Here is a 20809-nt window from a genome sequence, read left to right on the forward strand (position 1 = left end):
CCCATCGAGGTACAGCATGTCCCAGTGGTCGCTTTCCCAGCTCCTGTCGTCCCTGCATGAAGACATCCAGCAGCGCTTGTCCGTAGTACGCAAGACCTTCGGTCACCCGGGTACGAAGGGGGATGCGAGCGAGAACGTCTGGATCGACATGCTGGATACCTATCTGCCCAAACGGTACCAGGCGGCGAAGGCGCATGTGGTGGACAGCCTGGGGAACTTCAGCCAGCAGATCGATGTGGTGGTGTTTGATCGGCAATATTCGCCTTTTATCTTCACCTACGAGAACGAGACGATCATTCCAGCCGAAAGCGTGTACGCCGTGTTCGAGGCCAAGCAGACGGCTGACGCGGGGCTTGTGGCCTATGCCCAGGAGAAGGTCGCCAGTGTGCGCAGGCTGCACCGCACGAGCCTGCCGATCCCGCACGCTGGCGGGACCTACCCAGCGAAGCCGTTGATTCCGATTCTGGGTGGCTTGCTCACCTTCGAGAGCGAATGGAGTCCTGCATTGGGCCCATCCATGGACAAGGCGCTGAACGCAAACCTCACCGAGGGGCGTCTGGACATCGGATGCGTTGCCGCCCACGGGCACTTTTTCTATGACCAAGCCAGCGGCGCGTACAGCTACACCAACGAAAACAAGCCGGCGACCGCGTTTCTTTTCAAGCTGATCGCGCAGCTTCAGTTCAGTGGAACGGTCCCCATGATCGATGTGGAGGCTTACGGTCAGTGGTTGACCAAGTGAGGGGTCGCTGTGGCAAGCATACGTTCGGAGTACCACCGGTTCCTGGCGCACTTGACGCAGCGGCACGTGCACGACGACGTGCGCCGGCTGGCGCACCTGGTGCTCGATCACCTGCAGCCACTGGCCGAGGTCGGTGCTGCACGCCGGGGGCGCTCCACGCGCTTGGCGCCGCTGGCCATCGCGCATCTGGCGCAGATGCCTGTCGCCTACGACGGGGACGCGCGCGGCCCCGAAAACGGGCCGGCGCTCGGGCGACTGCACCAGCTCGAAGTCGGGCCGTTTCGAGGATTCATGCGGCAGGAGACGTTCGACCTCAGCCATGACATCACCTTGGTCTACGGTGCCAACGGCACCGGCAAGAGCAGCTTCTGCGAAGCCTTGGAAGTGGCGATGCTCGGTTCGATCAGCGAAGCGCAGGCCAAGCGGGTCGACCAGCGGACGTACTGCAACAACGCTCGCCTGCGCCGCCACATCGCGCCAGTCCTGTCGTCTACGGCGGCGGGCGAGGCGCAGGCCGTCCAGCCCGACGAAGCTGAGTATCGCTTCTGCTTCATCGAGAAGAACCGCCTCGACGATTTCGCCCGAATCGCCGCGCGGACCCCGAGCGATCAGCGCCAGCTCATCGCCACCCTGTTCGGCGTGGACCAGTTCAGCGAGTTCGTGCGCGGCTTCAACCCCTCGCTCGATCAGGACCTGATGCTTGCCGGCGTGCAGGCGGCGCAGCTGGCGCAGCGTCGCCTGCAGTTGGCGAACTCCGAACAGACCATCGCCGCCTACCCGCAGAAGATCGCAGCGGTCGAGGGCCTGGAACAAGCTTTGGCGCAGCGCATGTCACCTGGCGCGACCTATCAAACCTGCGTGGACTGGCTGCTGGGTACGCCGCAGCAGCAAGGACGGCTACCGTATGTCCAGGCTCAGCTGGACGCCAACCCGCCTGCCATTCACGAGGTGACCCAGGCCCGCCTGCAAGCGTTGCTGGCAGAGGCCTACCGCGTCCAGGGACTGTGGCAAGCGTCTTCCGCGCAACTCGCGGCCCGCGCCGGCGAGGTGTCGTACGCGAAGCTCTACGAGGCCGTGCAAGCGTTGGCGGACGGGGCGACCGCGTGTCCGGCATGTGGAACCGAACTGGCCGCCGTGGCGCAGGACCCGTTCGCCAGGGCGCGAATGGGCCTGGAGCAGCTCGCGCAACTGGCCGTCCTGCAGCAGCAGGAGGCCGGGCATCGGACGCAGTTGAGCGAGGCGGTCCGAGCGCTGTGTGACGAAATGCGCCGCGTGGTGGCGGCGGCTGGGGTCGCTTGTCCTGCCGAATCGCAGGCCGCGGGCCTGCCACTGCTGCCTCCCACGTCGGCGGGCAATTGGCTCGGCGGCGGGGTGAATGGGGACCAGCGCGCCTGGCAAGCCCTCTTACGGATCGCACAGATCATCGAAGGCTTCGACGCGCAGGCGCGCGACGTGAATGCCCAGCGCGGCGCGATGGCCCAGGAGCGGGACCGCCTGCAACAGCATCAGCTGGAGATCGAACGGCTGCGGACCATGCGCACGACTGCGGATCAGGAGCTGGCGGCCGCCCGCCAAACCGTGGCCCAATTCGACGACGCGAACCGCGGCCTGATCCAGGCGGCCACGGACGAAATGCCGGTGGTGGTGCACCATCAGCGGGTCAAGGCCGCCTACGACGGCTTCCTGCCCGAGATTCAGGCATACCTGACCGCTCTGCCGGGGGTTCTGCTACAGGGGCTGGGAGACCAAGCCCGCCATCTCTACAACGCATTCAACCGGGCCGATCCGCCCGGCGATCTGCTGCACGCGCTGTGGTTGCCCGTGGCCGAGAACGGCAAGATCGAGGTGGAGTTCGCCGGCGAGCCGGGCGCGCGCTACGACGCGTTGATCGTCTTCAGCGAAGGGCACATCAAATGCCTGGGCCTGGCGATTCTGCTTGCCAAGAACCTCGCGCAGGGCTGCCCCGTGGTCATATTCGATGACGTCGTCAACGCGATCGACGACGACCATCGCGATGGCATCTGGCGTACCTTCTTCGAGGACGGTTTGCTCCACGGCAAGCAGGTTATCCTCACCTCGCACGCAGAGGAGTTCCTGCACCGCATCCAGCAGGAGTTGGGCGTGCGCCGCGCCGCGGCCATTAAGCGCTACAAGTTTCTCCCGCATCAGGGAGAGCACGAACTGCGGGTCGACAGCGACCCGCCAGCGAAGAACTATGTTCTTCTGGCCCAGCAGGCGTTGGCGGCTGACGAGAAACGCGAGGCACTGCGTCAGGCCCGGCCGGCGCTGGAGAGTCTGACGGACCGCCTGTGGACGTGGCTGGGTCGGCGGGCGGACGGCCGGATCGACATCAAGCTGAGCGGGCCCCGCGCGCCTTGGGAGCTGAACAATAAATGCACCAAGTTGCGGTCGGCCGTCGAGCGTATCGCGGCGCAACATGCGGGTGCGCCGGATGCCGTAGGGGCGTTGGTCCGGCTGCTCAATGTCAGCGGTACGAGTATTGAATGGGGTTACCTCAATAGCGGTGTGCACGACGCTCAGCGCGATCATGAGTTTGATCGGGCGACGGTAAGAACGGTCGTCGAGGCGGTTACGGCGTTGGATGCTGCTCTTGATACCCTGCAGAACCGATGAACGGCACACGGCTTTGCAGAGCCGTGCCGCCCGTGTCACCTCATAAGTACTTCTTGAAGCTGCCTGCGGTCAGGCTGACTGCCATCCCCAGCAACGCCGCGCTGGGCAGCAGGATGACCAGAGGATGCACCGATATGGGCAGAGCGAGATAGGTGACCCAAGGCAGCACGGCCAACGGCATCAGGCTGGCCTTCGCGCGGTGGTAGATGAAGCCGGATTCGCGGCCCGCGCCGAACCGGCGCACATCCCGTCGCACCAGGCCGTCAATCAGGCCGACGAATGCCGCCGTGAGGATCAGCGGCAGCGTGAGCACCAGGACCAGCAGGCGCACCAGGAAGGTGAGCGTCGTGAAGGCCGCAGCGATCAGGTAGCTTTCGGCCCAGACATAGACTTGGCTGATGTAGTAGCGGAAGTTGCGGCTCTGCCCGTGGCTGGGCGCGCGGACGCGCTCGGCGGTCTGGCTCATGCGCTCCAGCAACCCCGAGCGCACGAACACCCACTCGTACCCGGTATCCACCAACTCGTGCGCCGTGCGCCCGGGCTCCTGTACCACCACGCTGCGCGTGAAGTGGTTGGACAGGTGCCCGAGTTCGTACCGCAGCATCTGCTGGGAGTGGCGCCAGCCCTGGTCCTTCCAGAACAGGTGCATGCCGGCGCACTCCACCACGATCGAGAACAGCAGCGAGCCAATGAGCACCCCGAGCAGCCGGAACGGTAAGGTGATGGTGCCGACGATCAAGCCTTGGCGATGGTTCTGCTCCCGCTGCGCGGTCGAGGCGGCATCCTTCATGGCACGGCCTCGTTGCCCGCGCCATCGTCGGCGCCGGTGGCCACCGCGCCGGGCTCGGCCGCAGCGGCATCGTCCAGCAGGTCGTCGGGCAAGGCCGCATCCTGCAAGGCCGACGAGCTGGTGAACTCCCACCACTGCGTGGCCTCGCTGTAGCTCTGGCGCATGTACCCGGCCAGTTGCTGCAGGTCCGCCGGCATCACTTCATCCGGGTCCGGCGCCGGCAGCGGCATACGCACCTTCCAGAGCTGGCCGCCCTGCAGCAGCGCGAAGCACTGGCCCTTGGGCAGGCCGACGACGTGTGACGGCTCGATCATCGGCACGCTGGCCATGCTGATGCGGTCCTGGGTGTTCGACGTGAAATCCGTCGCGCCGCGGATGTCTGAGCTGTCCGTCGCGCCCGAGACGATGGTGGTTGTATAGACCTCGACCTTCGGCAACTGCCTCGTCAGCAGTTCCGCGGTGGCCGTCTCGCGCACGCGCAACATGAATAAATTGTTGAAATTCCCGATCACTTGGCCGGCCTTCGCGCGATTTCCGATGCGGGCCTCGATGTCCGAGAGCGTCTGCGTGTACGCCGTGACTTGCAGGCCGGCACCGCCGCCCTTGTTGATGAGCGGGATGAATTCATCGCCCATCAGTTCATTGAATTCGTCCGCGTGCACGTTGATCGGCACGCGAGCGCCAGCCACTGCGCCGGGCAGGCCATCGTCGATTCCGTGCTTGTAGATGTGTCCGGCCACCGAAACCAGGTCAGAGAACATCGAATTGCCGACCGCTGCGGCGACCTCGGCGTCAGACAACGCATCCAGACCCACATAGACGATGGCCCGCTTTCGGATGACCTGCATCCAGTCGAAGATCGGGCGCGGGTCGGCCAGGTCGGAGTAGTTCGGCGCCAGGAGCTGGGCGATCTTGCCGCTCGTGAGCTTTTCCAGCAGCGGCAGCAGCGATGCAACGATCTTGTCGAAGTAGGTCTTGTCGTAGCGCACCGCCGAGCGCAGGCCATCGAGCACAGGGTCGTAGTTGCGCGCCTGGGAGAGGTATTGCTCCAGCGCCACCACACGCTTCTCGCGCCCGATCATGTTCCTTGGGATGTTCTTCTCGTTGAGCTTGGCCTCGATCTGGACGATCACCTCCCAGGCCTTGGGCTCCGTCTTGGCAAAGTAGTGCTGGGCGTACTCAATGAACAGCGCGTCGATGTTGATGACGTGGCGCTGGATCAGCATGTAGTCCGGGCGCTGCCCCAGTTCCACCAGGGCGCGGGCGATGATGTTCACGAAGCGCCATGCGAACTCGCGGAACGCCGCGCTGTTGCCTTCGCCGGAGAGCTGCCCCGCGATGCGTGTCGCCACTTCCGAGATCCGACCGAAGCGGCCCACGGCGTTGTAGCGGGCGCTGATTTCCGGCCAGCCCAAGTGGAAGATGTAGAACTCGCCTTCGCGGCCAGCGCGCTGGGCTTCGACGTACATCCGTTTCAAGAGATCGGCATCCCCCTTGGGGTCGATGACGATGACGACCTCATGCTCGCCGGCAGCATTCCTGCGACGGATGTCCTGCGTGACGAACAACTCGGCCAGGCGCGTCTTGCCCACCCGCGTGGTGCCCAGCACCAGCGAGTGCCCGACGCGCTCGCCCAGCGGCAGGCTGACGTCCACTTCGTCGGGCTCGATGCCGTGCAGCCTTGGCAGGCCGCCGACAGGCGGCAACGGGCGCACGGGGTTGAAAGGCGCGTCCCAGCCGGTGAGCTTCGGCAGGCGCGAGAGCGGCAATGGCGCGAACTCCAGCCGTTCCTCCAGGCGCCTGGTCAGCCGGTAGGCCGGCGTCGGCTCGACGTAGCGGCGGAACTCGGGCCGGTACGTCTGCATCAGCCGATGCGTGTGCTTCTGCTCCCAGAGAAAGCCGCGCCCCACGAATAGGCGCTGCTGGCTGACCGGCACGTCCTTGCTGGTCATCACGTAACGCGGCAGACGGCGGATGTTGCGCCGGTAGCGCAGGATGATGCGGGCATCGCGGTAGCGGATCGCGCCGTAGGCGCCGAACGCCAAGGCGCTGCCGATGCCCATGGCCGGGCTCAGCGCGAGCGACCATGGGGCCACCAGGCACAGAAACGCGGCGCCTGCACACGCCGCGACGGTGTATAGCTCCACCGCTGGGCGTAGCAGAACCTCGACCGGCTGTTTGCCCGACATGGCTTCATTGCTCGATGCCGGTGGCCGTGATCAGCGCCGGGTAGTGCCGCAGGCCCAGGCGATCGGCCAGGTCGTCGCCGGCCACGGGCGCGAGCGGCACGCCCGGCACCAGGGCGCGCAGCCGCGCCAGGCCCTGCGCGGTCTCGACGTTGACGACCAGGCCGACCGCGCCACGTTCGCGCAAAGCGGCGGCGCGGCGCTGCAACCAGGCCCGGGAAGCCTCGTCGTCGCCGATGACCACGAACGGCCGCAGGCCGGGCGCTTCGATCACCCGTCGCGCGACGGTGCCGGGCGTGAGCTTGGCGCTGCGCACCGGCAGCATCGCGGCTTCGTCCGCCCGTGTGGCAGGAACCTGGGGCGTCGGGATGGACGGCCGCGCCGGTGCGTTGGCGCGCGGCTGGAGATTCAGGGCTTCGTAGTACGGCAATGCCGACGTGCCGCCACGGTCCTCGACAACGATCAGTGGCTCGCCGGCACGCGAGGCCAGCGGCAGGCCTGACAGCAGCATGAGTAGGCCCGTGAACGCGAGATGGGCGGGATGGGGTTTCGTCATGGGGAGGTCTCCTGGCGCGCCGCGAGGACCGCGGCGGCTGGTCGCGTGCCCTGCACGCGGGCAAGGTGGCGCGACACGCTGCGCCGATAGCGGGCGGCGGGCTCGCCGCCTGCGGGGCGGTGGTAGCGGCCGATCGCCAGCAGCCAGTCCTCGCCGGGGGTGTGCTGCTCCTTCAGGATCTCGGCGGCAACGGCCAGGTTGCGATACGGATCCAGCAGGTCGCACGCGCCGGTAAAGCGGTGCTTGTGGTAGCCGAGGTTGATCTGGCCCAGGCCCGCATCAATGCGCGTGTGCGGCGTGGCGCGCATCGCCTGCTGCAGGCCAGCGCAGGCGTCGGCGCGCGTGGCGAAGCGGCGCGACTGGCCGGCGACGTTGAGGGACCACGGCCACGGCACCAGGCGCCCGTTGCGCCGGATGCCGCTCTCCTGCAAGGCCACGGCGTAGAGCACGGTCGAGGGGATGCCTGCGCGCTGGGCGGCAAGCTGGTAAGCCGGTGGCGGAACCTCCTGGGCCAGGGCGGCAACGGCATACAGGCCGGCAGTGAGCACCAGTGCGCGCAGGGGCATGGCTACGGCTGGCGCTGCCATTGGCCGTTCACTTCGCGCACGGCGGCGGGCAGATCGCCGGGCAGGCCCAGTGACAGCCAGCGGCCGCCGTCGTGGTTGAGCGTGATGCTGCCGGCGCGCACGCGCGCCGGGTCGATCTGCGCGCGCTTGGCCCAGTCGCGGATGCGCGCGTCATCCTGGCGGCTGCCCACCATGTACAGGTCGAACTCCGCGCCCGAGGATTGCAGGCGCTGCACGAGCTGTCCGCAGGCTGCGCAGCCGTCCTTGACGAACACCGCCATGCGGCCGCTGCCGCGCAAGGGACTGCTGGATGGGCCGGCGCCCGGCTTGTCGTCGGGCAGGTTCACGCGCTGCATCCCCGGATTCAGGCGCTGCCAGGCCTCGTCGTAGGCGCGCTGGTAGGCGAGCAGCTTCTCGACGCGGCGCGCTTCCACCTGCACCTGCAGTTCCGCATAGCGGCGCCGTTCTTCGTCCGTGCGAGCTTCGATGCCCAGGGCGGACAGCGGGTCCAGGTTGGGCGAGTAGATACCCAGCGGCCCATCCATCAGCTCGCGGTAGCGTGCCCATTCTTGTGGCTGCAAGCCCCATTCGGTTGCCACCCGGTCGTCCAGCACGCGGGCGGCCAGCGGGCGCTCCTGGCTCTGTGCGTTGCGCGCCGAGGTCGTTGCGGGCTGCTGCGCCCAGGCGGGCCATTGCGACGACGCCACCAGGACCGCGAAAAGGAGGATCGACGGCTTCATGGGGTGCTCCGGTCAGGGAATCGCCACGCGGCGGGTCTGGTTGCCGGCCTGGAACACTGCGGTGTTGCCCTCGATCGCCTGCAGGCGCCACGGGCCGACCGCATCCCCGGGCAGCAGCACCTGAAGTTGGGCGGGCGTGAAGTCCCCGATGCTCGGCGCGACGGACACGCTGCGCTGGCCGGCGCGCAGTTCGGCGCCGACGACGCGGAATGGCAGCGGCGGCAGCTCGGTCTTGGAGGCGGCGGACGTGCGCGATGCGCGCCGCTGGGCGGGTGCGGTGGCACGCGCGGCGGCTTGGCGCGCCTTGATCTGCTCGACCTCCGCGCGCAGCGCCTGGAGGTCGTCGGCCGCTGCGTAGCCACTGAGAGATTTCTCGACCTGGGCCGCGCGTGCTTCCAGAATCTGGCGGGTGTCTTTGAGGTCAGCGTCCGTCGCGACGGCCGGGCGCTGCTGGATGGCCTCGATCGTCTCGGCCAAGCCAGTTGCCTGCGCTTCCAGGCGTTGCAGGCGGGAATCCAGCCGCTCCTGGTCGGCCTGGTCGCTGAGGGCCTGGTAGCCCAGGGCCGCCAAGACGCTGAGGAAGATCAACCAGAGCCACATCAGGCTCTGCACCACCACGGCGGCGGTCGATCGCTGGGCAGGTTGCGGGGCGTTCATGGCTGGCCTCCCGAAACCATGGGTGCCAGCGGGAACGTCTGCACCGCCTCGGTGGCGGGTGGCTCGGATGGGGACTCGGCGACCGCGCGATCGCCGGGCCGCTCGAAGCAGATTTGCCGTGCGCGGTCATCCGCGTGCAGTTCCCAGGCCGGGCCAGCCAGCGTGAGCAGCGCATCGCGCAAGGTCATGGGGCCGAGGTGCAGGTGTACCGCCGGCAACGGCAGCGCGTACAGCTCGATCACGGCATGCGCGGTCTGGCACAGGCCATAGCCGCTGCGTTTGAGCACGTGCCGAAGCCCATCCCCGACCGTGGCGCGGGCATCCTCGGGCATGGACACGTCGATGGTCTGCAACAACAGGTCGCGCTGCGCCGCCATGGGTGCCAGTTCGACCAGTGTGTAGCGGGCGTAGCGCACGACCGGGATGTACTCGGAAGCCTCGGGTTCAGGCGCGGCCAAGACTTCCGCGATGGTGTCGGGCGCGACCGGCGCAGTCGTCGTCGCGCAGCCACCGGCCAGCACCGACCACAGCAGGCCGAGAAATCCCGCCAGAAGGCGGCGTTCGGGATAGTGAAACCACGGTGGAGAGGGGCACATAGCTCGGCGTCCTGAAACATCCAGCCCTCACCATCGCCGCTCAGGCCGCGAGCGGCAGCAAACAATGCGAACCAGGCAGCGTCCGATTTACCGGGAGCGGCAAAAAAAACGGCCCCGAAGGGCCGTAAGTGGAACGTGTCATGCGGCGACAAGCTGCCGGGCCAGTGCGACCTCGACGGAATCACCGTCCTGGTTCAGGACATCGAGCCCGGATTCGGGCACGTCGCCCGAGGTGGACTGCGAGACCATGATCTTCTTGGCCATCAGCTCCAGGCAGGTCATCTGCGAGGAACCGGCGTAGCCGAGGTAGATCACACGCACGGGCTGCTTCTGCCCGATGCGCCAGGAGCGGCGTGCCGCCTGCTGGAGCGAGTACACGTTGTAGCCCGACTGCATGAACACGATCGTCGGGAACTCCAACAGGTCCAGCCCCGTCTTGACCAACTCGGGGTTGGTGATGAGCACGTCGATGCCACGGTCCAGTTGCTCGGCGATCCAGTCTTCGCGGCGGCTGGCATCCACGCTCGCGCGCAGCACCGCCACCTTGAAGCCTTCCTGCTCCAGCAACACCTTCAGGCGCGACGTGGTGTCGCGCGTGCCGGTATAGACCGTGTAGGCCAGGACCTTGCGGCCCTGCGCCTTCTCCTCTTTGCAGATGTCGATCAGCTCACGCTCCTTGGGGCTGATCTCGAACTCGTTGAACTGAGCCGGGACAAACGCCAAGGTGTTGCGCGTGCGCGGATGCACCACGGTCTCCGACCGGAAGCAGCAATCCGGCCAGGCCAGCAGCACGTTGAGGACCACACCCAGCAAGGTCGTATCGCGTCGCGCCAGAGCCTGTTTCAGCTCCGCGGTCAGCCGACCCGCCAGATCGCGGTAGGCCGCGGCTTGCGCCGTGTCCATCGCGACTTCACGGAACTCCTCGTCATACGGCGGCAGGACGTTGCCACCGATGTCCTTGAGCTTGAGAAAGATCGTGAACGGCAGGATGCAGCGCAGCACGCCCTTGGGGCCAAACCCCGGGGCCTTGACCGTGCGCACCGATACCTTGGTGCCCTTGGCCGTCTTGTGCGCCGTGCCGGTGCTCTCGGAGTAGATGTCCTTCAACACCCCGTGATCGCGCATGAACGCCATCGCAGCCGAGGTCATGCTGCCGCTCGTGGTCGGGCGGTAGCCGTCTTCGATCATCCGCCCCGGAAGGGCTCGGAACAGCAGGTGGAACAGGTCGTCCCCGTAGCCGCCCATCAACGTGCCGGTCAGCAGCAAGGTCTTGCGAGCCTTCGCCGCCAGCACGCCCATGGCCTGGCCCTGGGCACTGCCCCCGTTCTTGTACTCATGTGCCTCATCGGCGATGAGCAGGTCGAACGTGCCTTGCGGCAGGTAGCGTTTGATGAACTCGGACGGCTGATAGCCGCCCTCGCCAAAGCCGAACTCCATGTTGGCCATCGCACGTTCCATGCGCGTGGCCTGACGGTCGGAAAACACCAGCTCGCCGTTGCCATCCATGAGGTTGATGAACTCATGGATGTTGTCGCCGAGCATCGACGCCAGGAACCCGTCACCGAACTTTTGCATCAGCTTCTGCGCGGTGACCTCTCCGATGGTCGGTATGCGCTTTAAGGCTTTGAGCACGGCCGAGGACTGGTCGCTGCCGGACAGACTGCGCGGGCGGATCAGTGTCCACAGGGGCGCGGCGCAGTGGCCGCACTTCCTGCGGCACTCCTCGGCTTGGAGCGCGATCGGGTTGACCGGCTCGCCGTCGAGGTCGGTGATGACCGTGCCGCAGTCCGGGCAGGCCGCCACGTCGCCGTGGCGGGTGCGCCGCGTGGTGAAGACAGGCTTCCAGTGAAAGCCCATCCGCATCCTGACGCGCCCCAGGACGAAGAACTCCTGGCCCGTGGGCTGCACGCCCAACTGCTCGCGCAGCTTGATGAGCTTGACGAGCGTATCCGGCCCGTTGAGTACCCACACCTTGGCACCGGCCACCGTCTCCTGGATCTCGCGCCGCCACTTGTAAACCAGGTGGGGCGGCGACAGCACCAGAGTGCGGCGATAGCCTTCGGCGTTGAGCACGGCGGCCGTGGCAATGCCGACGGTCGTCTTGCCGCAGCCCATCTCGCCATTGACGATCGCAGCACGTTCGCCACGGTCGATCAGCAGCTCGGCGGCGGCGTGGACGACTTCGGCCTGGGCTGGGAACAGCTTGCGCTTGAGGCTGGCGACCACCAGTTGCCGGTGCGCCTGCGGTTGGCCGGTATAGACCGGCGGATTAGCGCTGTTGAGGGCGTCGAGTAGTTCGTCGCCGAACTCGCCGACAAAATCCTGAAGGCTCAGGGTCAGAGGGGAAGATTCCGCGTCGAGCAGTTCGCCCTGTACGGGCGCGGATTCAGCGGCAGTGGTTTCGAGATCGAGGGACATGGTGATGCTCCAAAGAAAAATGGGGCATGCACCACCCCCAGCGGGGCAATGGCATGCCCCGTGGTGGGAAGAGAATCGACGCGTGGCTGAGGGTGGTTGAAGGTGCTGGCCTGGGCGGCCCGCAGGTGAACCGTGCTCAGTCTTCGGACGGAAGCACGATGACGGTTGCGCAGCGCTGCGAATCGGTGACGATGCGAATGGCGAGCCCCGGATGGATCACGTAGTGCGATTCCAGCGACGCGCCCGATTGAAGCGCGCTGCTGTTCGTCTGCCATTGCTGGATGTTGACGTCGCCCCAGTCGCCACGGGTGTGGCGCCTGAAGTACGGGATCGGGTCCAGGCGACCCGCGCGGACCAGGCGGTCTACACCTCTGCTGAAGATGAGCGCCCCGATGGGGAACGCCAGCCGCTGGCAGTAGGTTTCGATGCGATGCGATGCCATGGGCTCCTCCTTGATGAGTCATTGAGCCACGACACCCCTGCCGGAGTGAAGTGGCTCCGTCAGGTGGATGAGGATGACGATGTGGGGCCTCAGATCAGGTCCCGCTCTTCGGGAAGCTGGACCACCGTGGTCTGGTGGTCCTCGCTGGTCTTGACGATCAGCGCCAGGTCCGGCGTGATCCTGAACTGCGAGATCATTAGGTTGTCCTGTTGGATCGCCACGTCGTTGGCTTGGCGTGTGGCCTCATCGATCTCGCCCCAGTCCCCGCGCACATGGCGCTGGACATAGGCCAAGGGGTCGATCAGGCCTCGCCGGGCCAGCCAATGCACCTTCTCGCTCAACTTCAACGTACTCGGTGCGAACAACGGTTGCTTGTGCGGCGCAGGCCGCTTGAACGGATTGGGGATCATGGTGTTTCTCCTTCGAGTTGGTACAGCAGGACGGCAGCGCGTCCGGTGGATCAGCGAATGGTCAACACCTCGCCCCGTGTCGCGGAGCCAGGTGTCATGTCCCACGCGCGGATGACGGGAACGAACTTGTCGGTGAGGATGCGGGTCTCGGCGATGGAGCCGTCTTCGCGTTCGGTGAACTCCCGCTGGAGCGTCTTGTCCTTGTGGGTGTCACCTTTGACGACGAGCACGCGCCCGGTCTTGGAGCGCACAACCCCCGAGATCGCACCCGCGGCCAGAGCCAGGGCGAGATGCCAGCGGGACAAGGCCCGCGCCGGTGGACGCAGCGATTGCTGCGCAGCCCCCAGGTGCGTGTCCTGCGATGGCCACAAGCCTTGCAGCCTGCCAACCTCATCGGCGAACTGCTCGGGCTCCATCGTCACGCGGAAGAAATGCTCTGGCTCGGCCGGGCTGGCGGGGACGATGTACGGCAGGAACGGCCACTCGCTCGGCAGTTCCTCGGCTTCGACTTCGCCTTGCCCTACCTGCAACAGCAGATTGCGCACGGCCTTGACGCCATCGGGCACCTGCTCGCGCTGGCGCACCCGGCGTCCGAAGATCACCACCTGCTTGAACTGCGTCTCCACCGCTCGGTAGATGCGCAGGTCCGTGTAGTGGCGCGTCAGCCAGCCGACCAACTCCGCGTCGAGCACGTAGCCGGGGACGATGAAAACCAGCACGCCGCCGTATTGCAGCAGCGAGAGCGTGCGCTGGTAGAACAGCTTTTCAAGGCGGGCACGGCCCTGGCCCTGATAGCCGATGTTGCCGTTGACGTCCTTGGACAGGTCCCCATACGGCGGGTTGAGCCAGAGCAGCCCGAAGGACTGCTTGGAGACCATCGTGTCCATCAGGTCCGCGTGCAGGCAGTGATCGACCAGGCCGCGGGCATGGCGCGCCCGCTCCGCGTCGAACTCGACGGCGAACGCCTTTGCCTGCTCGCGCCCGAGGGCATGGGCGGCTTCGGCGATCGCCACGCCTTCGCCGGCGCAGGGATCGAGGATGCACATCGGCCCGTCGCTGGGCATCAGTGCGTTGAGCGCTCTTTCGAGCGTGGGTTCGTCGGTCGGGAAATATCCGTTCTTGACGAAATTGCGGGCGAGCCGCGGGAACATGAGGGCCATGGAAGTCTCCTGGTTGGCGGGGATGAAACACGGAAGTACGCCAAGGCGTGCCTCCGAGGGTGGGTCAAGCCGCTACCGCTTCCGGCGTCCAAATCTTGGCCGGATACGGATAGGCGGTGAGCGCGTCGCTGCGGATCAGGGAGCCGAGCGCCAGGGTCAGCGCCGGCACGTCGATGGCGAGCCGATGGCCTTCCAGCGGCCCGAGGGCGAACGGAAGGCGGGCCAGCATCTCGCGGGTTTGCAGCAGTTCCAGCACGGTCTCGCGCCAGTGATCGAGCAGCGGCAACGGGCAGGTGTCCCGCACCAGCATCCACAGGCGGTCAAGCCTGTGGGCGCTGTCGCGTGGCAGCAGTGCCAATGCGCTGGCGTTGGCCTTGTCGGGCTTGACGCAGCGCCGGTCGAACAGCCACACGTTGGACAGCGAGCCGAACAGCGTCCGCCGGTACGCGCGCGTGATGCGCTTTTCCAGGCGATCGACGTTGCCGATGAATACCGGGACGCTGCCGCCCTGGTCGGTGATGACGTGGAACTGGTCCAGTCCCTGCTCGTCGCGCCCGAGGGTCAGGCGAGCGAGGAACTGCTGGACGGCGGTGTCCCGCGCCCAGATGGACAGGAAGATCAGGTTGCCCTGGTCATCGCCGACGCAGGCGTCGGCCATCACGTCCGGGCATTCGTCGATGCGGTACAGCGTGGAAGAAGTGTTTGCGGGCATGGTGGTGTCCTCGGATGAACGGGAACAGCACCGCCCGCTGGGGCAAGTACTGCCCCAGGGGGTGGAAGAAAACCGCTCAGTCCGGCTCGAACTGCCGGGTGTGCGGGTTGAAGTGAAGCGGCTCGTCCGCCGAAGTGATCGGCGTGAAGCCTTCCAGGTAGATGTTGTTGAGGTACTGGTCGCGGTAGGTCAGTGCCTGCCGTGCCTGGTCCTCGGTGAGGCCGTTGTCGATGAAGTACGCCAGCATTTCCTCGTCGGAGGACACTTCGTCGTTGGACAAACTCCCTTCAACGAGTGCCAGCAACGAGGGCGGAAGCGTTGCCAGGATCGGGTCCATGTCGGTTCCTCCTGGCTCAGGCCATCGACGCCGCGGCGGATGCCGCGGATGCCGTGGGTGTGCGCCGCCGGGCGTGGTAGGCGCGAACGCCTGCACGCCAGTCGGCGGACTGCTCCGGTGCGAGGTCCAGATAGGACAGCGGGCACGTGTAGTAGTACGGGTGCATGGACTCGTCCAAGGACTTGTAGCCCCACTGGCCGCCGCTTCGTTCAAGCAGATCGCAGCGGATGTAGCGCAGGGACTGGCCCGGTGCGAGATCACGATGCACGCCTTCGACCTTGGCGGTCACTTCGGCGACGGACCACAGCACGTTGCCGCGCAGGGTGTGAGCGATGACCTTGACGCTGGCGCGCTCGGTCTCTTGCGGTGCGATCAGTTCCGCGATCAGTTCGGACCGCGATTGGTTTGAGAAATACCAGCCCATGAGAGGCCTCCTCGAAAAGTTGAGCTGAAGGCCTCCCCGTGGGGAAGAACCCCCAGCGGGTGATGGAATGCCGCATCTGCGGCGAAGGAACCTATGCGTCGCCCTCAATCCCAGTCGTCATCGTCTCGATCACAACCGGCCGGGCAGTAGCCGAACTCGATCCCGTGCGAGCAATAGCCATGCTCCGCATTCCAGTCCTGGGTTTCCTGCCGTTCGGCAGGTGTTGCGTAGTCCCATTCCTGGGCCGCGATTTCGAGAGCCTGAGCACGTTGCTCATCCGGCAAACGATTGGCCTGTGCGTCGATCGCCGAACTGAAGAGCGTCACGTAGTGGTCGTAGGACAAGCCGCAACCGCGCTGGGCGTGTGCGGCGGCCGCTTTGCAAAGGTCCCGCCACGCGGGTTCATCCAGCGTTGAACGCGGGGTATCGCAAGCGATGGTGGACATGATGGAGACCTCCAGAAAATGGCCAGGGCCTCCCCCGCATGGGAAAGGAACCCCGGCGGGTGGATGAAGAACACCGCGCATGCGGCGTCTGCGATCACGCAGGTTTTGGTTCGGCCTGGCGGCTCCACTCCTGCGTCTTGAAGTCCAGCGCGTAGCCCAGCTCGCCCAGGCGGGCGATCTGCGCGCGCAGGGTGCGGCGGTCGATGGTCGAATCCAGTTTCACGGACTCGCCCAGCGGCCACAGCAGGCCGAAGAGCGCGGCGTCACCGTCTTCGGTGCTGCCGGGGGCAGCGGCCGTAGCAGGCGGTGGCGCATCCACGCCGAAGGGCGTGGTATCGACCAGCGGGTCCGCGGACGCCTGCACGGGTGCGGGCTTGGCGGGCCTGGACGCTTTGGTGGGCTTGGCCGGCGTTGCCGCAGGCTGCGCCCCTTGCTCTTCATCGAGCGGATCGACGTCCTGGGTGGCGAAGCTGCGGGCTTCGTCGCGGCTGAGTTTGTCGATGCCGTTGAGCGTCATGCCGTCGAGGCTGGCACGGATCTCGAACCGCATGCCGCCGCCGACCGGATAGGACTTCGGGAAGATGTACCTGATGATGAATTCCCCGTCGTACTTGCCTTCGGGGTACTGCTCCAGCTCCGGGTCTTTGACCTCGAAAGTACCGAGGTGCGTCGCGAGGCGGCCAACCGTGAACGGGCCGTTCTTGCCGCGGATGGTACGCAGCGTGAGCTGGCCGGGGACGACGATGGGCGCAACAGATTTCTCGGAAGCCGATGGGGTTGCCATGATGGTTCTCCTGATGATGAATGACGGGCCGCCGACGGCACCCGGTGGATGAGAGGAAATGGCCTCGCCCGAGGTGGGCGAGGTCCGCGTGGCATCACGCCTTGAGCTGGCGCATGCCTTCGGCCAGCAGCCACAACGCCCGGTTCAGGCGCAGGTTCTGGTCGATGCCTTGCACCGGACGGGTGCGCTGATTGCGGCCGTTGGCCGTGCGTCCGTTCAGGCCCCCTTTGACTAGGTTCTCCTGGACGCGGTTGAAGACGGCCCACAGGTCGTTCTTGCGGTCGTCCCATCGCCGAGGGGCCAGCAGTTGGCTCTCGGTGACAGGCGTGGACTTGGCCGGATCGTCGTACTTGAGTGCGAGCGCAGAGTTCGCAAAGACCTCCGCTTCGCCCTCATCGAGGGTGATGGTGCGCATCGCATCGCGCGCGTTATGCACGCGCTCGAAACCTTCGAGGACTCCGTAGGCACCTTCGATCACCTGGCTGGCCACGTCGCCCTTGTGGGGAACGCGGATGTCTGCGGTGGTGTCACCGCAAACCAGGCCGTTGTGGCAGACGAACCGGAACATGCCGGCGAGCATCTGATAGCTGCTCGTGCCGTCATGGCTGTTGAGCAGGATGATCTCGTTCGCCTCGTCGCCGTTGATCTGGCTTGCATGGCGAAGTCGGATGAGGTGCTTCGTGTACTCGCGCCGGTCTTCGTTGCGCACGCGCGTCTGACACACCATGAAGGGCTCGAAGCCCTCCTGGCGCAGCTTGGTCAGCACGGTCGAGGTCGGTATGTAGGCATACCGATCGGACCGGCTCCCATGTGGAGCGTCGGCGAAGATCGACGGAACGACGGCACGAATGCGGTCGTCCGAGAGTGGGCGATCAGAGCGCAGGATCGGGGATTGCGGAGCAAAGCGGGATACCAGAGACATGGCTGATCTCCTTTGAGAAATTCGACAACCGCGTGGCCGTGAGACCACGCGGAACTCGGGGGATGAAATGCGCAAGCACGCGTCCTGGGGACGCGGCGTACGTGGGGAGGAAAAGCGACAAGGCCCCGTGAGAGGCCGTGCCGGATCAGAACGAAGCAGCCAATGCCGGCTCCTGCTCCTGGACTTGCGCCTCGGGCTCGCGCTCGGCGGGCTCGGTGGCCGTGTCGATGGCATCGTCGGCTTCGGACGCGGATGCGTCTTCGGCCGGCGGCGCCTCGGCTTGCGCCTGGCTCGTCGGATAGACCTGGGTGCCGTCGATCTTGATGAGACCGATGTGGACCAGCGTCGATTCCAGGCTGGCGGCCGGTTCCCCGGCGTGCTCACCCTTGGTGCGGATGTACGGATCGATCTTCATGTCGTTCAGACGGAAGGCGATCAGCACCTTGCGGTCACCCTCGACGGCCTGAACGCACCGGCGAACCAGGTGCTCGGCTTCCGGGGTGGCGACGATGGTGTCGAAGTACCGATACTCCGGTTCATCGACAGGCCCGGCCAGTGCCGCGACGGTGCAAGAGAGGAACGAGTCGCCAGCTTTTGGGGTGACGTCCTTCACACGATTGAGATAGCCGATGCCGCGGGTGATCAACTCGTGCTGCTCGATCGAAGCCAGTTCGGCCCGGTCGATCAGTTCGGCCTTGAGCAGTCGCGCCTTGAGGGACGCGGCGGCCTGACCCTTCTGCTCACCCTTGTCGCGGATGTACACATCGCCCCACAGGTCACCGAGGCGAAAGCGCACCAGCGGGCGCTGCTTGGGATCGTCAACGCCGATGTAGCGCTGAACGAGCTTCTTGGCCTCGGCACCCGAGACCTTGACGTCGAAGTAGCGGTAGCTGGGGTCCCGGGCGGGGCCGACCAGCGCGGCGATGGTGCATGCCAGGAAAGGCTGCGCACGGCGGCCGCCCCGGACGGGCACTTCACGGACACGCTGGATGTAGCCGATGCCCGAGGTGTGGAGGTCGAAATACGATTTCTCGTTGGACGTGGTGTTCATGGTGAATCTCCATTGGGATGAAGCGGAGACACACCGGCCCACGCATGCGGGGAAGGTGCGTGACCCCGCGGTGGGTTGATAAGGCGAAAGCATCCGCCACCAGAGGCTGGTGGCCGCTCGCGGAAGGATGCGGTGCGAGCTGGCTCGGTCACGCAGTGGGAACTGCGCCGCAACCTCGAAGACCGATGGTTGCCTGGCATGTCGCTGACGACGTCAGCAGGCATGGGGCCAGCATGGCGGGGCCTCGCGCGCGCGGCAGCAATCAATCGGCACCCGGGCGCTTCCCTTTGTCCGCGCCACCCGGCGCCTGTCACAGGCACTTGGCGCCGCGCAGGTGCTCGGGGGTATCGGCGCGCGGACGGCCGGGACGGCTCCAGGCGCCGCCACCGCGCGCGCCGATCAGCCGCCAGCCGGCGGCGCGCAGGCTGGCGCCACCTTCGTCGGGCATGGTGTAGGTGAGCAGGCGTATGTAGCCCAGCGCCCTTGCCGCCTGCCAGGCCGCGCCGTAGAGCTTGCTGCAGGCGCTGGGTGTGCCGTCGGTGCACAGCCGCGTGACTTCCAGCGTCCAGGTGCCGCGCGACCGGGCGGCCGACAATGGCCACGCCGTGGATCAGGTCGCTGTCGCTCAGCGTGACGGCCAGGGCGAACTTCGCGCCCTGGACCGGGCGGTGGTGGCGATGGTGCGACAGAACGAATGCATTGGCCGTGCGCAGCGACACCGGTAGGAGGTGCAGCCTCGGCGAGGTCGATGGCGTGTTCATGCGGTTGTCTCCGGTGGCATGCCGGCGTTGTGGCCGGCGGGGCGTGCCTCGGCGGCTGGAGACAAACGCGCACGCGCGGCGATGGCGGCGGTGCGAACAAAAGAAGGCCCCCGATGCGGGGGCTGCGAGGCGGTTGCCGCGTCAGGCGGGAGGCACCACTGCTAAGGACAGGTGCGTGGCGGTGGCGGAAAGCACGAGATCGTCCGCCGAGTGCTGGAGGCGCGTGAACAGGCCGTCCTTCGGGTCGAAATACTCCGCGAAGTCATCGCCGCCCAGCTCGCGGCCGGCGAGGTGCCACCAGTCATCGAACGGGTCGGTGTCCGGGTTGCATCCGACGGCGTAGGCGAGCAGTGCCTGGCGCCCATCCGGGCGACGCTCCCCACGCTCGGCGAGGAAGTACACGCCCTGATCCTTGACCAGGACAATGCGGCACTGATTGGGGACGTCTCAGAAAACGGAAAAAATCGTACGCTAAGCCGGTTGCAGCGGTCGTAGCGGCCTGAACTTGCCCGCGCCGATCTTGGCGCTGCTGCGCCAGAGGTAATCGCCGGTCAGGTTGATGTGCTCCCAGCCCAGCGGCGACAGGTACTGCAACAGGGCGTCATCGACAGTCTGGCCGTGACCGCGTAAGGCGTTTGAGGCCCGTTCCAGATAGACCGTGTTCCACAACACTATGGCCGCCGTCACCAGGTTGAGGCCGCTGGCCCGGTAGCGCTGCTGCTCGAAACTGCGGTCGCGGATTTCGCCCAGCCGGTTGAAGAACACGGCGCGGGCTAGCGCGTTGCGGGCTTCGCCCTTGTTCAGTCCGGCATGCACGCGGCGGCGCAGCTCGACGCTTTGCAGCCAGTCCAGGATGAACAGCGTTCGCTCGATGCGGCCCAGCTCGCGCAGCGCCACGGCCAGGCCGTTCTGGCGCGGGTAGCTGCCGAGTTTCCTGAGCATCAGCGAGGCCGTCACCGTGCCCTGCTTGATCGAGGTGGCCAGCCGCACCTTGGCGTTGATCGCCTTGCCGGACGCCTGGAACTGCTGCTGATGCTTGTGCTTGGCAGCGTTGAACAGCTTGCCCAGGATGCGGTCGTGCAGGTCGATGATTTCGTCGGTGACGGTGGCCATGCCCTCGATGGCGAGCGCACCAGGGTCGCGTAGCGGCGCTGTGCCTCGAACTTGGCCAGATCGGCGGGCGTCATCTGGCCGCCTTCGCGGGCGATCTTGAGCAGGCGGTTCTGGTGCACCGACCGCTCGATGCCGGAAGGCAGGTCGAGCGCCTGCCAGGCTTTGAGGCGCTCGATGTGTTCGAGTATGTGGCGCGAGTTCGGCTTGACGGGCGACTGGCGCAGCCAGGCCAGCCAGGTCGTCTTGCCGTTGTCGTGGCGCTTGAGCAGATCGTCGAGGCGGTGCCGGTGGGTGGCCGACAGGGGATCGGACAAGGCCGCGTAGATGCGGCGGTTGGCGCGGCTGTAGGCGTTCATCGAACA

21 protein-coding genes and 3 pseudogenes are annotated in these 20809 nt (G+C 66.4%); 2 read left to right on the forward strand and 22 right to left on the reverse strand.

Features of this window, described 5'->3' with window-relative positions; genetic code table 11:
- The first annotated feature begins 16 nt into the window (after positions 1–16).
- Together nucC and CVS48_RS00740 are read left to right on the forward strand one after the other, a co-directional pair.
- Positions 17–742 carry a CBASS effector endonuclease NucC gene (nucC, locus tag CVS48_RS00735; protein WP_003050273.1) on the forward strand — a complete coding sequence of 242 codons (726 nt, stop codon included), beginning with the start codon at positions 17–19 and terminating at the stop codon, positions 740–742.
- Positions 743–751: 9 nt separating this feature from the next.
- On the forward strand, positions 752–3376 hold the full coding sequence (locus CVS48_RS00740) for an AAA family ATPase (RefSeq protein ID WP_003116812.1): 2625 nt from the start codon (positions 752–754) through the stop codon (positions 3374–3376).
- Between the two features lie 40 nt (positions 3377–3416).
- Here the strand turns inward: CVS48_RS00740 and CVS48_RS00745 are convergent, their stop codons facing one another.
- The 22 genes and pseudogenes from CVS48_RS00745 to CVS48_RS29865 form a co-directional block, all read right to left on the reverse strand.
- A complete protein-coding gene (locus CVS48_RS00745) occupies positions 3417–4166 on the reverse strand; it encodes a TIGR03747 family integrating conjugative element membrane protein (RefSeq protein ID WP_003109778.1) in 750 nt (249 codons plus the stop codon).
- Positions 4163–6355 carry a type IV conjugative transfer system coupling protein TraD gene (gene traD / locus CVS48_RS00750; RefSeq protein WP_003116813.1) on the reverse strand — a complete coding sequence of 731 codons (2193 nt, stop codon included), beginning with the start codon at positions 6353–6355 and terminating at the stop codon, positions 4163–4165. Before traD ends, CVS48_RS00745 begins: the two co-directional genes overlap by 4 nt.
- A gap of 4 nt (positions 6356–6359) precedes the next feature.
- Positions 6360–6908 (reverse strand): integrating conjugative element protein, encoded by a 549-nt coding sequence (locus CVS48_RS00755; RefSeq protein WP_003109779.1) that lies wholly within the window; start codon positions 6906–6908, stop codon positions 6360–6362.
- Positions 6905–7495, reverse strand: coding sequence for a transglycosylase SLT domain-containing protein (locus CVS48_RS00760; protein WP_003109780.1), 591 nt, complete (start codon positions 7493–7495; stop codon positions 6905–6907). Before CVS48_RS00760 ends, CVS48_RS00755 begins: the two co-directional genes overlap by 4 nt.
- Positions 7477–8214, reverse strand: a complete 738-nt coding sequence (locus tag CVS48_RS00765; protein WP_003098886.1) for a TIGR03759 family integrating conjugative element protein — start codon at positions 8212–8214, stop codon at positions 7477–7479. Before CVS48_RS00765 ends, CVS48_RS00760 begins: the two co-directional genes overlap by 19 nt.
- Before the next feature lie 12 nt (positions 8215–8226).
- Complete coding sequence (locus tag CVS48_RS00770) at positions 8227–8871, reverse strand: hypothetical protein (RefSeq protein ID WP_003098888.1); 645 nt, start codon at positions 8869–8871, stop codon at positions 8227–8229.
- Positions 8868–9467: a PFGI-1 class ICE element type IV pilus protein PilL2 gene (gene pilL2 / locus CVS48_RS00775; protein ID WP_003098890.1), complete on the reverse strand. Its 600-nt coding sequence runs from the start codon at positions 9465–9467 to the stop codon at positions 8868–8870. Before pilL2 ends, CVS48_RS00770 begins: the two co-directional genes overlap by 4 nt.
- Before the next feature lie 138 nt (positions 9468–9605).
- Positions 9606–11885, reverse strand: a complete 2280-nt coding sequence (locus CVS48_RS00780; protein ID WP_004350563.1) for a helicase-related protein — start codon at positions 11883–11885, stop codon at positions 9606–9608.
- A gap of 136 nt (positions 11886–12021) precedes the next feature.
- On the reverse strand, positions 12022–12327 hold the full coding sequence (locus tag CVS48_RS00785; protein ID WP_003116817.1) for a hypothetical protein: 306 nt from the start codon (positions 12325–12327) through the stop codon (positions 12022–12024).
- 89 nt (positions 12328–12416) lie between these two features.
- On the reverse strand, positions 12417–12737 hold the full coding sequence (locus CVS48_RS00790; protein ID WP_003116818.1) for a hypothetical protein: 321 nt from the start codon (positions 12735–12737) through the stop codon (positions 12417–12419).
- 50 nt (positions 12738–12787) lie between these two features.
- A complete protein-coding gene (locus CVS48_RS00795) occupies positions 12788–13921 on the reverse strand; it encodes a DUF6094 domain-containing protein (protein ID WP_223224654.1) in 1134 nt (377 codons plus the stop codon).
- A gap of 40 nt (positions 13922–13961) precedes the next feature.
- A complete protein-coding gene (locus CVS48_RS00800; protein ID WP_003116820.1) occupies positions 13962–14609 on the reverse strand; it encodes a hypothetical protein in 648 nt (215 codons plus the stop codon).
- A gap of 76 nt (positions 14610–14685) precedes the next feature.
- On the reverse strand, positions 14686–14946 hold the full coding sequence (locus tag CVS48_RS00805; protein ID WP_003090124.1) for a hypothetical protein: 261 nt from the start codon (positions 14944–14946) through the stop codon (positions 14686–14688).
- Between the two features lie 16 nt (positions 14947–14962).
- Complete coding sequence (locus CVS48_RS00810; RefSeq protein ID WP_003116821.1) at positions 14963–15370, reverse strand: hypothetical protein; 408 nt, start codon at positions 15368–15370, stop codon at positions 14963–14965.
- A gap of 104 nt (positions 15371–15474) precedes the next feature.
- On the reverse strand, positions 15475–15816 hold the full coding sequence (locus CVS48_RS00815; RefSeq protein WP_003116822.1) for a hypothetical protein: 342 nt from the start codon (positions 15814–15816) through the stop codon (positions 15475–15477).
- Between the two features lie 94 nt (positions 15817–15910).
- Entirely contained in the window at positions 15911–16600 is a 690-nt protein-coding gene (locus CVS48_RS00820; RefSeq protein ID WP_003116823.1) for a DUF3275 family protein, read from the reverse strand.
- A gap of 94 nt (positions 16601–16694) precedes the next feature.
- Positions 16695–17522, reverse strand: coding sequence for a DUF932 domain-containing protein (locus CVS48_RS00825; RefSeq protein ID WP_003116824.1), 828 nt, complete (start codon positions 17520–17522; stop codon positions 16695–16697).
- Between the two features lie 145 nt (positions 17523–17667).
- On the reverse strand, positions 17668–18573 hold the full coding sequence (locus tag CVS48_RS00830) for a DUF3577 domain-containing protein (protein ID WP_003116825.1): 906 nt from the start codon (positions 18571–18573) through the stop codon (positions 17668–17670).
- A 310-nt stretch (positions 18574–18883) separates the two neighbouring features.
- A pseudogene (locus tag CVS48_RS29540) lies at positions 18884–19334 on the reverse strand (XF1762 family protein).
- A 141-nt stretch (positions 19335–19475) separates the two neighbouring features.
- A pseudogene (locus CVS48_RS00840) lies at positions 19476–19772 on the reverse strand (DUF3085 domain-containing protein); the annotation flags it as partial.
- A 33-nt stretch (positions 19773–19805) separates the two neighbouring features.
- Positions 19806–20324 (reverse strand): annotated as a pseudogene (locus CVS48_RS29860) (Tn3 family transposase); the annotation flags it as partial.
- Positions 20288–20803 (reverse strand): Tn3 family transposase, encoded by a 516-nt coding sequence (locus tag CVS48_RS29865; protein ID WP_003098931.1) that lies wholly within the window; start codon positions 20801–20803, stop codon positions 20288–20290. The gene CVS48_RS29865 and the pseudogene CVS48_RS29860, both read right to left, overlap by 37 nt.
- Between the last annotated feature and the right edge of the window lie 6 nt (positions 20804–20809).

This window comes from Achromobacter spanius (genome assembly GCF_002812705.1).
Lineage (GTDB): Bacteria > Pseudomonadota > Gammaproteobacteria > Burkholderiales > Burkholderiaceae_B > Achromobacter > Achromobacter spanius.